11 protein-coding genes are annotated in these 13,696 nt (G+C 63.4%); 10 read left to right on the top strand and 1 reads right to left on the bottom strand.

Annotation, left to right across the window (positions count from 1 at the left end):
- Positions 1-72 precede the first annotated feature (72 nt).
- The 10 genes from ESZ60_RS03490 to ESZ60_RS03445 all read left to right on the top strand — a co-directional run bounded on the left by ESZ60_RS03490 (position 73) and on the right by ESZ60_RS03445 (position 12,308).
- Complete coding sequence (locus ESZ60_RS03490; RefSeq protein WP_280633992.1) at positions 73-1,410, top strand: MFS transporter; 1,338 nt, start codon at positions 73-75, stop codon at positions 1,408-1,410.
- 78 nt (positions 1,411-1,488) lie between these two features.
- Positions 1,489-3,039, top strand: coding sequence for a galactarate dehydratase (gene garD, locus ESZ60_RS03485; protein ID WP_134679033.1), 1,551 nt, complete (start codon positions 1,489-1,491; stop codon positions 3,037-3,039).
- 351 nt (positions 3,040-3,390) lie between these two features.
- Positions 3,391-4,968 carry an arylsulfatase gene (locus tag ESZ60_RS03480; RefSeq protein WP_134679032.1) on the top strand — a complete coding sequence of 526 codons (1,578 nt, stop codon included), beginning with the start codon at positions 3,391-3,393 and terminating at the stop codon, positions 4,966-4,968.
- Positions 4,969-5,089: 121 nt separating this feature from the next.
- Positions 5,090-6,076 (top strand): HAD family hydrolase, encoded by a 987-nt coding sequence (locus ESZ60_RS03475; protein WP_134679031.1) that lies wholly within the window; start codon positions 5,090-5,092, stop codon positions 6,074-6,076.
- A gap of 13 nt (positions 6,077-6,089) precedes the next feature.
- On the top strand, positions 6,090-7,094 hold the full coding sequence (locus ESZ60_RS03470; RefSeq protein WP_134679030.1) for an AAA family ATPase: 1,005 nt from the start codon (positions 6,090-6,092) through the stop codon (positions 7,092-7,094).
- A gap of 7 nt (positions 7,095-7,101) precedes the next feature.
- Positions 7,102-8,088 carry a DUF58 domain-containing protein gene (locus ESZ60_RS03465; protein ID WP_134679029.1) on the top strand — a complete coding sequence of 329 codons (987 nt, stop codon included), beginning with the start codon at positions 7,102-7,104 and terminating at the stop codon, positions 8,086-8,088.
- Positions 8,088-8,564 carry a DUF4381 domain-containing protein gene (locus tag ESZ60_RS03460; RefSeq protein ID WP_134679028.1) on the top strand — a complete coding sequence of 159 codons (477 nt, stop codon included), beginning with the start codon at positions 8,088-8,090 and terminating at the stop codon, positions 8,562-8,564. Before ESZ60_RS03465 ends, ESZ60_RS03460 begins: the two co-directional genes overlap by 1 nt.
- Positions 8,561-9,547, top strand: a complete 987-nt coding sequence (locus tag ESZ60_RS03455; protein WP_134679027.1) for a VWA domain-containing protein — start codon at positions 8,561-8,563, stop codon at positions 9,545-9,547. Before ESZ60_RS03460 ends, ESZ60_RS03455 begins: the two co-directional genes overlap by 4 nt.
- Positions 9,544-11,055, top strand: a complete 1,512-nt coding sequence (locus ESZ60_RS03450; protein WP_134679026.1) for a VWA domain-containing protein — start codon at positions 9,544-9,546, stop codon at positions 11,053-11,055. Before ESZ60_RS03455 ends, ESZ60_RS03450 begins: the two co-directional genes overlap by 4 nt.
- On the top strand, positions 11,052-12,308 hold the full coding sequence (locus ESZ60_RS03445; RefSeq protein ID WP_167620048.1) for a BatD family protein: 1,257 nt from the start codon (positions 11,052-11,054) through the stop codon (positions 12,306-12,308). Before ESZ60_RS03450 ends, ESZ60_RS03445 begins: the two co-directional genes overlap by 4 nt.
- On the opposite strand, the gene brnQ is transcribed toward ESZ60_RS03445, so the two are convergent.
- Positions 12,305-13,684 (bottom strand): branched-chain amino acid transport system II carrier protein, encoded by a 1,380-nt coding sequence (brnQ, locus tag ESZ60_RS03440; RefSeq protein ID WP_167620047.1) that lies wholly within the window; start codon positions 13,682-13,684, stop codon positions 12,305-12,307. The two genes, ESZ60_RS03445 and brnQ, sit on opposite strands and share 4 nt — an antisense overlap.
- Between the last annotated feature and the right edge of the window lie 12 nt (positions 13,685-13,696).

The following is a 13,696-nucleotide window of genomic DNA, read 5'->3' as shown; positions in this document are numbered from 1 at the left end:
GTCTGGAACGAATATCAGGCTCGGGAGGAACAGCCTTTGGATATGTCAACTCACATGGGCACTGCTGCGGCAGTGACCAGGCGCACGAATGCCCGCTGGGGCATTCTCGCCATGCTCTTCATCGCCACCACGATCAACTATGCCGACCGGGCCACCATGTCGATGGCCGGCAAGGACATGAGCGCGGCCCTCGGCCTGTCCTCGGTCCAGATGGGCTATGTCCTGTCGGCATTCGCCTGGTCCTATGTGCTGGCACAGCTGCCCATGGGCACGATGCTGGACAAATACGGCTCGCGCCGCGTTTACTTCTGGGGCCTGCTGCTGTGGTCGCTCTTCACCGTTCTGCAAGGCACGGTGGGTTTTCTGACCGGCGGTGCTGCCGTCTTCATGCTGTTTGCGCTGCGTCTTGCCGTCGGCGCTGCGGAAGCGCCCTGCTTCCCCGGTAACGCCCGCCTGACCTCGGCTTGGTTCCCCAAGCAGGAGCGCGGCTTTGCCTCGGCGATCTTCAACTCGTCGCAATATTTCGCCACGGCAGCATTTGCGCCGTTGATGGGGGCGATCGTCCACACCTTCGGCTGGCAGGCCGTGTTCTATATCATCGGCGGCCTTGGTATCGTTCTGGCGGCGATCTGGGGCAAGGTCATCTTCCCGCCGCGTCTGCATCCGCGCGCCAACCAGGCCGAGCTGGACTATATCCGCGAGGGCGGTGCGCTGGTCGATCTGGATTACGTCCAGTCCGAGGCGAAGCCCAAGCAGGTCGACACGATGAAATGTGTCAAGGAACTGCTGTCCAGCCGGATGCTGCTCGGGGTGTATAGCTTCCAGTTCTGCATCAATATCCTGACCTATTTCTTCCTGACCTGGTTCCCGATCTATCTGGTCAAGGAACGCGGCATGTCGATCCTGAAGGCCGGTTTCGTCGCATCGATGCCCGCGCTTTGCGGCTTTGCCGGCGCGATCCTCGGCGGCTACATCTCGGACATGCTGCTCAAGCGCGGCTATTCGCTGACCTTCGCGCGCAAGGCCCCGGTCGTGGTCGGCATGTTCCTCGCCATGTCGATGCTGGCTTGCGAATATGTCGAATCCGATGCGCTGGTCGTGTTCTTCATGTCGCTGTCCTTCTTCGGCAAGGGCATCGGTTCGCTGGGCTGGGCCATCGTCTCGGATACGTCGCCGAAAGAGGCGGGCGGCATCTCGGGCGGCCTGTTCAACACCTTCGGCAATTGCGCAGGCATCGTGACGCCGATCGTCATCGGCTATCTCGTGCAGGCCAGCGGCGGCTCATTCGCAAGCGCCCTCGTCTTTGTGGGGCTGAGCGCCGCGGTCGCCCTGTTCATGATGCTCTTCGTGGTCGGAAGGATCGAGCGCGTCGAGTTGAAGAATGCGTTGATCGCCCAACCCGCGCGCTGAGCATCCCGGCGGCGGCTTCACGGCCGCCGCCTTTCCGCGATAGTCTTGCGCCCGCATGCGGCGCAGCGAGGAGACCCCATGACCATTCAGCAGGCAGCCCCTGAAGCCCCCCGTTCGATCCGTCTGAACCCCGCCGACAATGTCGCCATCGTCGTGAATTCAGGCGGCCTGCCCGCAGGGACGGAAATGGACGGCATCACCCTGATCGATCACGTCCCGCAGGCCCATAAGGTCACGTTGGTCGATGTGCCCGAGGGCGGCGAGATCGTGCGTTACGGCGAAGTCATCGGCTATGCGCTGAAGGCTCTGCCGCGCGGGTCGTGGGTGAACGAGCTTCTGCTGGAACTGCCGCAGCCCCCCGAACTGGAAAGCCTGCCGCTGGCGACCAAGGTTCCCGAGGACCTGCCGCCGCTCGAGGGCTACACCTTCGAGGGTTACCGCAACGCGGATGGCTCGGTCGGCACGCGCAACGTGCTGGGCATCTCGACCTCGGTGCATTGCGTGGCGGGCGTGGTCGATCACGCCGTCCGCATCATCAAAGAGCGCCTGCTGCCGAAATATCCCAATGTCGATGACGTTGTGGGCCTCAACCACCTTTACGGCTGCGGCGTGGCGATCAACGCCCCCGAGGCCGTTGTGCCGATCCGCACCCTGCAGAACCTTGCCAAGAACCCGAATTTCGGCGGCGAGATCCTTGTCGTCGGCCTCGGCTGCGAGAAGCTGCGCCCCGAAACCCTGATGCCCGAACTGCCCTCGGACCAGGCCATGCGCAATATCATGAGCCTGCAGGATGAAAGCTTCACCGGTTTTCAGGCGATGATCGACCGCATTCTGGCGATGGCCGAAGAGCGCCTTGAGCAGCTGAACCGCCGCAAGCGCGAGACGGTCCCGGCCTCGGAACTGGTCGTCGGTCTGCAATGCGGCGGCTCGGATGCGTTCTCGGGCGTGACCGCGAACCCCGCGCTTGGCATCGCCGCCGACCTGATCGTGCGGGCAGGGGGCACTGTCATGTTCTCGGAAGTGACCGAGGTGCGTGACGCCGTCCATCTGCTGACCCCGCGCTGCATCGACGAGGAAACCGGCCGCGCCATGCTGCGCGAGATGAAATGGTATGACGATTATCTGGCGCAGGGCCGCACCGACCGCAGCGCCAACCCCTCGCCTGGCAACAAGAAAGGCGGCCTCTCGAACATCGTTGAGAAAGCTCTTGGTTCGATTGCGAAATCCGGCAGCAGCAAGATCTCGCAGGTGCTGTCGCCCGGTGAGCGGGTCTCGAAAAAGGGCCTGATCTTTGCGGCGACCCCGGCCTCGGATTTCGTCTGCGGCACGCAGCAACTGGCTTCGGGCATGACGCTGCAGGTCTTCACGACCGGGCGCGGCACGCCCTACGGTCTTGCCGCCGCACCCGTGGTCAAGGTCGCGACCCGCACCGATCTGGCGAAACGCTGGCACGACCTGATGGATTTCGACGCGGGCCCGGTTGCGACCGGCGAGGCGACGCTTGAGGAAGTCGGCCAGAAATTGTTCGAATTGATTCTCGATGTCGCGAGCGGGCGCAAGAAGCCGTGGTCCGATGTCTGGGGCATCCATAACGCGCTGGCGGTCTTCAACCCGGCACCGGTCACCTGATTCCCCTGCGCGGGCAAGTCTGCGCTGCATTCGCAAATCGGAAATGCCGCCCGGGTGACCGTGGCGGCATTTTGCGTCGCATCGGCGGAAGTTCACATATTTCAATAATTACCCCACGAGAACTTGACCTTCCGTGAGACACATCGCAACCTTCGCTTGTCCGAAGGACCGCAGACCACTTGGAATCGCACGGAGGAAAAGCTGGAAAGGGATCACGCCTTGGGAATGCCCCCCGCCGGTTTCAGGCCATGTGACCTCTTTGCGGCCTCTCCCACCCAAGTTTCCGCCGACCAAGTGTGAAATGGCAGGATTGGACTGAACGTTCAGTTTCAATAATCAGGAGAGACGATCATGTTTCGACTATTGGGCTGCACTCTGGCGCTGGTGACAGCCTCAGGGTTTGCCATGGCGCAGGATGCGCCAGCCGCTTCGACTGATGCCTCAGGCAAACCGAATATCCTTGTGATCTTTGGAGATGATATCGGGCAGGGCAACCTGTCGGTCTTCACGAAGGGCCTGATGGGCTACACCACGCCCAATATCGACAGCATCGCCAATGAGGGTTTGATCTTTACCGACTATTACGCCGAGCAGAGCTGTACCGCGGGTCGCTCGACCTTCCTGACCGGCCAGTCGACCTTCCGTACCGGCCTGTCCAAAGTGGGTCTGCCCGGCGCGAATGCTGGCTTGCAGGCATCGGATGTGACGCTGGCCTCGGCGCTGAAGGATCAGGGCTATGCCACCGGCCAGTTCGGCAAGAACCATCTTGGCGACAAGGACGAGTTCCTGCCGACCAACCACGGCTTCGACGAGTTCTTGGGCAATCTCTATCACCTGAATGCCGAGGAAGAGCCCGAACAATTTAACTATCCGCAAGATCCGGCTTTCCGCGAACGCTTCGGCCCGCGCGGCGTCCTCAAGGCCACCGCGGACGGCCAGATCGAGGATACCGGTCCGCTGACCCGCAAGCGCATGGAAACCGTGGACGAAGAGACCGCGGCGGCGGCTATCGACTTCATGAAACGTCAGGTGGAAGCGGGCAAGCCCTTCTTCACCTGGTACAACACGACCCGCATGCACTACAAAACGCATGTAAAGGCCGAAAACCGCAGTGCTCCGGCTCTGGATGCGCTGACCGAATATGCAGATGGCATGCGCGAGCATGACGCGCTGATCGGTACGGTCCTCAAGGCGGTGGACGATCTGGGCGTCGCCGACAATACCATCGTGATCTACACGACTGATAACGGCCCGCACCAGAATACCTGGCCGGATGCCGGCACGACGCCCTTCCGCTCTGAGAAGAATACCAACTGGGAAGGTGCATTCCGCGTTCCGGCGATGATCAAATGGCCGGGCCATATCGAGCCGGGATCGGTCGCCAATGACATTTTCTCGGGGCTCGATTGGTTCCCGACCATCATGGCCGCCGTGGGCGATACCGATATCAAGGATCGTCTGCTGACCGGCACGACCATCAACGGCAAGGAATATAAGAACCACCTCGATGGATATAACCAACTGCCCTACCTGACTGGCGAAACCGACGAGGGTGCTCGGAACGAGTTCTTCTACTTCAACGACGATGGTGAAATCGTCGCCCTGCGCTACGAGAACTGGAAAGTCGTCTTCGCCGAACAGCGTGCCCAGGGCACGATGCAGGTCTGGGCTGAGCCCTTCGTTAAGCTGCGTGTGCCTTACCTGTTCGACCTGCGCGCAGACCCTTACGAGCGGGCGCAGATTACTTCGAACACCTATTGGGACTGGATCAGCGACCATGCCTATCTGGTCGGCCCGGCCAGCGCAGAGGTGGGCAAGTTCCTGCAGACCTTCAAGGAATTCCCGCCGGCGCAGAAGCCCGACAGTTTCTCGATCGACCAGGTCCAAGAAGAAATTAACGACGCCTTGGCCAATATGGGCGGAAACTGACAATCGTTGGAAAGGCCGGTATTTACCGGCCTTTCTTTCAACGCCGCGGATTTCCGAAAGCCCATCGGGTGGCGGGCTTTCGATAATCCGGGACCGATCGTCCCCTGCCGGAGGAGACAGGATGTTGAAGACATGCAATCTTGCCGCCGCAACCGCCATGCTGGTCGCGTTCGCCGCGCCGGTCCTGGCCGATCCGCTGCCTTCGTGGAATGAGGGCGAGAGCAAATCCGCGATCATCGCCTTTGTCGAGGACGTGACCGATCCCGCCTCGGAGAAGTTCGTGCCACAACAGGACCGGATCGCGGCCTTCGACAATGACGGCACGCTCTGGGCCGAGCAGCCGGTCTATTTTCAGGGCCTCTATGCGCTGGATGTGCTGAAGGTCAAATCGGTGGCCGATCCCTCGATCTTGTCCTCGGATGTGCTCAAGGGCGCAGCCAATGGCGACATGGAGGCCGCCATGTCCAAGGGCGTCGAGGGGCTGCTGGAGATTATCAACATCTCGCATTCCGGCATGAGCGTGGACCAGTTCCAATCCGAGACCCATGAATGGGTCAGCACCGCGACCCATCCGACCACCGGCATGCATTACGTCGACATGACCTACCAGCCGATGGTCGAGTTGCTGAGCTATCTGCGCGACGAGGGGTTCTCGACCTATATCGTCTCGGGCGGCGGGGCGCATTTCATCCGCGCCTTCGCCGAAGAGGCCTATGGAATCCCGCCGGAAAACGTCGTCGGCACCGAGGGCGAGACAAAATACGAAGAGCAGGATGGCAAGCCCGTGCTGATGAAGCATGGCGGCGTGACCTTCATCGACGACAAGGAGGGCAAGCCCGTCGGTATCGACCGCCATATAGGCAAGCGGCCGATCTTCGTGGCCGGGAACTCAGATGGCGATTTCGCCATGCTGGAATATGCGACCTCGGGCGAGGGCCCAGCCTTCGGCCTGATCGTCCATCACACCGATGCGGAACGCGAATTCGCCTATGACCGCGAGGGCCATATCGGTGTCTTGAGCAAGGGGATCGACGAGGCCGAAAAGCGTGGCTGGCTGCTGGTCGATATGAAAAATGACTGGTCGCGCATCTGGACCGGCAAGAAATAGGTTCCCGCAACACATGAATCAGACAGTCACCTCTGCCCGCGAGCAGATCGAGGATCTGAGAGCCCGCATGGGACAGGCGATCATCGGCCAGCGCGACGTGATCGAGCGGCTCATCATCGGCCTGCTCGCCAATGGCAACCTGCTGGTCGAGGGGCTGCCCGGTCTGGCAAAGACCCGCGCGATCAAGGCCTTGGCCAAGAACATGGATGCGAAATTCAGCCGTATCCAGTTCACGCCGGACCTGCTGCCCTCGGATGTGACCGGCACCGAGGTGCTTTACAAGTCAGGGGATGAAACCGAGTTCCGTTTCGACCCCGGCCCGATCTTTGCCAATATCGTCCTTGCCGATGAGATCAACCGCGCCCCGGCCAAGGTCCAGGCGGCGCTGCTGGAAGCGATGGAGGAAAGGCAGGTCACCGTCGCGGGGACGACCCATAAGATGGAGCCGCTCTTCATGGTCATGGCGACCCAGAACCCGGTCGAGCAAGAGGGGACCTATCCGCTGCCCGAGGCGCAGATGGACCGCTTCCTCATGCATGTGAACATCACCTATCCCCCGGTCGGGGATGAGGTCGAGGTGATCCGCCTCGTCCGTGGCGAGGAAATCGCCGCCATGCAAGAACAGCAGGGCGCAGCCCCAGCCGCCAAGCCTGTTCCGATCCCGCAGGACGCCGTCTTTGCCGCCCGGCGCGAAATCGGCGCCATTGCCGTGGCCGAGGCGGTCGAACGCTACATGGCCGATCTGGTGAATGCGACCCGTATTCCGGCCGAGTTCGGTGAAGATCTGAAACGCTGGATCGAAGTTGGCTGTTCGCCGCGCGCCTCGCTGGCGCTGGACCGTTGCGCCCGCACCCATGCCTGGTTGAACGGTCGTGACTATGTGGATCCCGAGGATGTCCGCGCCATCCTGCCCGATGTCTTTCGCCACCGGCTGGGGCTGAGCTTCGAGGCCCAGGGCGAGGGCGTGACCCCCGACAAGGTCAGCGCCGAGATCGTGAGGCAGGTCGCCCTGACCTGAGCCCGCGATGAAAGACCAGGCTGCCCGCATCCGCACCGGAACCCTTGCCCCGCCTCCCGCGCCGGGCGTCGCGGACCCTCGGATCGGCGTGGATCTGGCGCATCTGCGCGGGCTCGAGCCGCAGGCCCGGCGCATCAGCTTCCTGCCACGGCAGCCCTCGGGTTCAGTGCTGAATGGCCGCCATGCCTCTCGGTTGCGCGGGCGCGGGCTGAACTTCGAGGAATTGCGCGACTATCTGCCCTCGGACGATATCCGCAGCATCGACTGGAAGGTCACGGCCCGCACCGGCACCCCCCATGTCCGGGTCTATACCGAAGAGCGCGACCGGCCGACGCTGATCGTCGTGGATCAGCGCATGTCGATGTTCTTTGGCTCGGTCCTGAACATGAAATCCGTGACGGCGGCGGAATGCGCGGCGCTTGCGGCCTTTCGCATCTTCGATCAGGGAGACCGGGTCGGCGGCATCGTCTTTGGCGACGAGATGCTGGCCGAGATCCGGCCCGCCCGCTCGCGCCATGCGCTGACCTCGTTCCTGACCGCGCTGGCCGATGCAAACGGGCTCTTGCATGCGGATGCTCCGCCCGTCGCGCCGATCAGCATGAATCGCGTCCTGGAATCGGTCGCCCGCCTTGCGCGGAGAAATCATCTGGTTCTGGTCTTCAGCGATTTCGACATCGTGGACGACACGACAGAGCGGCTGATCGCGGGACTGGCGCGGCGAAATGACATCGTGCTGGGTCTGGTCTGGGACCCGTTCTCGCAGCAGCTTCCCCCGGGCCATCGGCTGGTCGTATCGGACGGGGTATTGCAGGCTGAAATCGATACCGCAAACCCGCAGGCCCATAGCGCCCTGCGCGACTTCGCCTCGGGGCGGCTGGCACAGATCCAGGATTGGCAAAGGCGGTTCGGCATCCCCGTCCTGCCGCTGAGTGCGGCGGAAGGAAGCATCGCCCAGATGCGCCGTCTCATGGGCGTCGCGGGGGCGCGGCGCTGATGGAGCAAGAGACCCCGCCCGGAAATGACAGCCTGATAGGCCTGATTGATCAACTCGTGGAACCTGCGGCTCCAGCCCCCATCTCGATGATGCCGCAGACTTGGGGATGGGCGGTCGTCGCATTCCTGTTTCTGGCGGCGCTGGCCTATGGCGCTTGGCGTTTCCGCCGTTATCGCCTGGCCAGTGCCTATCGCCGCGACGCAATGGCGCTGCTGAGACAGGCGGGCGACGACCCCGCGATGATCGCGGAAGTTCTGCGGCGCACGGCACTTGCCGCCTATCCGCGCGACGCGGTCGCATCGCTTTCCGGTGCGGATTGGCTGGCCTTCCTGGACCGGCAGATCGGCGGCGAGGCATTTTCTCAGGGTCCCGGACGGATCGTGGCAACTGCCCCCTATCGTCCGGCGCGTCCAGATCCGGGACTTTCCCGACTTGCCGCGCATTGGATCACGCAGCATCGCGCAGGTGCGACATGATCTCGCTGGGCAATCCCTGGGCCCTTTTGGCGCTGCCCTTGCCCTTGCTGGTCTGGTGGCTGGTGCCGCCCTATCGCCAGAATGTGCCCGCTCTGCGCTTTCCGTTCTTTCGCAGGATCGTGGATGCCGCCGGGTCGGACGCCTCGGAAGGGGCGGTGGTCATGCGGCGATCGCTTCTGCAGATGCTCACCGCGGCTTTGGTCTGGCTGCTGCTGGTCCTTGCCATGGCCCGGCCCGAGCGGGTCGGCGCACCGATCGAGCAGCAACGCGCCGCCCGCGATGTCGTGCTGGCCATAGATATTTCCGGGTCGATGGACGCGCGTGACTTCAACGCGCCCGATGGCAGCGTCGAACAGCGCCTGCAAGGCGTGCGCGAGGTGGTGGACAGCTTTATCGCGGGCCGGGACGGAGACCGCATGGCGCTGATCGTCTTTGGCTCGCAGGCCTATGTGCAATCGCCCTTAACCGAAGATTTGCAGACCATCCGCGACCTGCTCGCCCAGACCGAGGTGGGCATGGCCGGCCCCCACACCGCGCTTGGCGATTCCATCGGACTTGCGATCCGCACCTTCGAGGCCAGCGAGATCCAGCAACGCCTGCTGATCCTGCTTTCGGACGGCACGGATACGGTCAGCCGGATGAGCCCGGTCAATGCCGCCGAGATCGCGCGGGATCGCCAGATCGAGATCTACACGATCGGTGTGGGCAATCCTGAGGCCACGGGCGAGGAAAAGGTCGATCTCAAGACGCTTCAGGACATCGCGGCCCGCACCGGGGGGCAGTATTTCTACGCCGAGGATGGGGCGGGCCTGCGCCAGGTTTATGAGCGCATCGACCAGCTCGCGCCGCGCCAGACCGAGACCTTGTCCTATCGCCCAAGACAGGCGCTGGCATGGCTGCCTTTGCTCTTGGCGGCGCTGATCGGCATCGCCTCGACCGTCTTTCTGGCCCTGACGCGCGGTCCTGCGGGGAAAGCGGCATGAGCGATGTGAGCTTGTTTCTTGAGCTTTTCCATTTCATCCGGCCGTGGCTTTTGGTGCTTTTGCCGCTGGTCGCGCTGCTGTGGTGGCGGGTGCGACGCCGCCTGGGCAAGAGCCGATTGCCCGAGGCGCATATCTCGCCCCATCTCGCGCGGGCCCTGACGGTGGGTCAGGATGGCGCGAGCCGGCTTCTTCCCATCGACGGGGTGGCGCTGGGGCTTATTCTGATCTGCCTGGGTGCAGCCGGCCCGACATGGTCGCGCGTCCCGGACCCATTCGTGGCGCAGACCGCGCCTTTGGTGATCGCGCTCAAGGTCACGCCCTCGATGCAAAATCGCGATCTCGCCCCGACACGGCTTGAGCGCGCCAAGCAGAAGGTGCGCGATCTTCTCGCCTTGCGGTCGGGCGCGCGCTCGGCCCTGGTCGCCTATGCAGGCACGGCCCATGCCGTGGTGCCGATGACCGAAGATCCGAATGTGCTGCAACCCTATCTCGAGGGGTTGCAGGTCGATGTCATGCCCGATGAGGGGAACGCGACCGCCGCTGCGCTTGAGCTTGCCCGCGCGATCATGGAAAAAGAGACGGCCGCCGGTGGCATCCTGTTCGTGACGGATGATATTTCCGGGGCCGATGTCGCGGCGCTGAACGGTTATCAGGGCGCGAGCCTCGCGGTCCTCGCGACCTTGCCCCAAGGGACGGGCAGCGCGGGGCTTGACGCCTTGACCATTCCCGTCGAGCAGGTAAGCGTCGACGACAGCGATATCATCCGTCTCGACCGCAGGCTCAATGCCGCCTATCGCCGCGCCTTGGCCGAGGACGGCGACCAGCCCTGGGACGATCGGGGTTGGCTGCTCGCCTGGCCCGCGGCGCTTTTGGCACTGATCTGGTTTCGTCGTGGCTGGACCATGCGCTGGGGCGCCGTGGCGCTGGCCGGGCTGCTGCTGCCTGCCCAGCCAAGCCGGGCCGAGGGCATCGCCGACTGGTTTCTGACCCCCGATCAACAGGGTCAGATCGCCTATGGCAGACGTCATTTCGACCGTGCGGGCGAGCTGTACCTCGAGCCGATGCACAAGGCCTATGCGCTTTATCGCGACGGCCAATATCCAGCGGTGACCGAAGCCCTGGCCGGGCTCGACAGTGCCGACGCGGCCTTTCTGTCCGGCATGGCGCATATCAAGAACCGCGACTATCGCGATGCGATCGAGGATTTCCAGACTGCGCTGGAGCGTGACCCCGATTTTCCGGGGGCGGCTGGAAATCTGGAAGTGGCGCGAAAGATCGTCGATTATGTCGAAGAGGCGCGCGAGCAGTCCGATACCGGCGAGAATACCGGAGAAGGGGCCGATGATGTCGTTTTCGACAATGAGGACGCGCGGGGAGCAGACACCCAGATCCAGGGCGGGGATGACGCCGCCGAATTGCTGACCGCCGATCAATGGATGAACACCGTGGACACGAATACCGGCGATTTCCTGCGCCAGCGCTTTGCCATAGAGGCGGCCCGAAGATGAGGAAACTCGTGTTCGGACTGTTTCTGCTGTTCGCGGCTCCGTTGGTCGCGCAAGAGGCGGCCACGCCCATCGTCGAAACCACGCTTGAGCAGAACGAGGTGGTACCGGGTCAGTCCGTTACCCTGCGGCTGACGGTCCTTGTTCCAAGCTGGATGCCCGACCCGCCCGAATTGCCGAGCTTTGAGGCGCCGAACCTGAGGGTGCGCCAGCCGCCCAAGTCGTCGACGGCCGTCAGTCGGCAGGTCGATGGCGCGACATGGTCGGGCGTGTCGCGGCGTTATCTGCTGACGCCCATGGTTCCGGGGCAGTTCGCATTGCCGCCGCAGACGGTAGAGGTGACCTATATCGGCCCTGATGGCACAAGTCCCGTCAGGGCTTCGTTGCAGACCGAGGCACTGATCCTGACCGGCATCCTTCCGCCGGGCGCAGAGGATCTCGACCCGTTTATCGCCGCTGACGGGCTAAGCCTCACGCAGGAATTGTCCGGGCCGACCACCGGGCTCGAGCCGGGCGCAAGCGTCATCCGCACGGTCACGGCTCGGATCGACGGGGCATCTCCGATCGTCCTGCCGTCGATGCTGCCGCAGGTTCAGATCCCCGCGATCAAGGTCTATCCCTCATCCCCGCAGGTGACCGAAGAAAGCGGAACCGACCGGCTTGCAGGGACGCGGGTCGAAAGCGAAACGCTGATGGCCCTGGGAGGTGGAGAGGGCACGGTGCCGCCGGTTCGGATCGACTGGTTCAATCTGGCCTCGGGTAAGGTGGAAAGCGCCGCGCTTCCCGGCTTCGAGATTTCGGTGTCCGGCCCTCCTCCGGCCAGCACCACGCCCCGCAACCCGCCGGATTGGCGGATCATGGCGGCACTGGCGACCGGAGCCGTCCTGACCTTTGCCCTGCTGCGCTGGATCTGGCCCCGCGCGAGACGCAGCTATCTGTCCTGGCGTGAGACCTGGCGCGCAAGCGAGGGCTATGCGCGCAAAAAGCTGCTCGAGGCGATTTCCAGTCGGGATTACCCGGCCAGTTCGCATTGGCTGAGCGAATGGCGGGCGCGCGATCCGGCGCTGAGCTCTCGGGCAATGGCCGAGATATCGAACCGGATGGCAAGCGTCGGGGCGACGATCTATCGCGACCCTGCGGGTTCCGACCGGGACGCGGCGTGGCGTGATCTGGCGACGGCAGTGCGCTCTGCCGGAGGCAGGCGGCGCGCGGCGGGGCCAAGCCTGCCTGCGCTCAATCCGCAATCGCCGCGCTAGATCTCGGAAAGCGTGGTGGTCTCGACATTCGGATGGCCTGACGCCCGCCACAGCGCGCCGCCGACCACGCCTCCGAGGATCGCGGGAAGAAGCCAGGCAAAACCGACCGAAGCCAGAGGGATGAGATCATAGGCCTGCTGAAACTGCGCGGGCAGGTTCAGGCCCAGCATGCCGGAAACGCCAAGCACCAGATCATATGCCCCCATCAGGAAGGACATAAGCGTGGCGCCCTTCCAGACCCCGTCATTCGAAAAGAATGGCGCGGCAAGGCCCAGCAGAACGATCGTGATCCCGACCGGGTAGAGCAGGCGGAAGAACGGGTCCGCCAGAGCGACGATGTAATCGACGCCACCAAAGGCCTGAAGCAGCGACGTCAGGGAAACGATAAGGACGGCCGTTCGATAGCTGATGCGGCTACCGCTCCATTTGCGCAGATATTCCCCCAGGACGGCGGTGGCCCCTACCGCCGTCGTCAGGCAGGCCAGGATGACGGCCACGGCCAGCGCATTGGCCCCGAGCGTTCCCGCAAGCGCGCCCACGAGACGCGTCAGCAGTTCGGATTGCGTGACATCCCCGTTCAGTGCTGCGGTTCCGGTCGCGCCCAGATATTCCAGCCCGCCATAGACGACAAAGAGACCGATGAAGGTCACGAGCGCGGCGCCACATAGCACGGCGCGGTAACCATTCTCGGCGGTATAACCGCGATCACGGATGGCCTCGATGAAGATGATGCCGAACATCAGCCCGCCAAAGACGTCGCCGGTCTGGTAGCCCGTGATCAGGCCCAGACGAAAGGGCGCCCCAACCCCGGTATCGACGGGGGTGCCCAGAGGGGCCAGGATCGACCAAAGCACGATGATCCCCAGAAGCGCCAGCAGCAAAGGCGTCAGGAACCGGCCGATCCTGTCGATGACATTCGAGCGGTCCAGCGCGAAATAGGTCGAGACCGCGATGAAAAGCGGGATGAAGACCCAAATCCACCTGTCCCGATCAAGCGAGGGCGCAAGGGTGAGGAAACCCGATTCATAAGCGACGCTTGCGGTCCGGGGGATGGCGATCATCCAGGCCAGAAAGATCATGGACACGAAAAGCAGCGCCGAGCCGAACCAGGGGGCGATCGGGGCGGTCAGCCGCTCGACGCTGCCGCCGCGCAAACCCAGTGCGATCACCGTCAGCACGGGCAAGAGCATCCCGGTCAAGAGCAGCCCGCCAAGTGCCTCGGCCCAACCCGAGCCGCTGAGAAAGCCGATCTGAGGCGGAAAGATCAGGTTGCCTGCGCCGAAAAACACCGCGAACATCGCAAAACCCACAATCAGCGAGTCGCGAAGAATCCGGTTCTGCCCGGTGAATTGCGTCATCATGACCTCATCAATCATTACCGCCTTCGA

This window comes from Paracoccus ravus (assembly GCF_004522175.1).
Lineage (GTDB): Bacteria > Pseudomonadota > Alphaproteobacteria > Rhodobacterales > Rhodobacteraceae > Paracoccus > Paracoccus ravus.
This window is presented reverse-complemented; position numbering and strand designations above follow the sequence as displayed.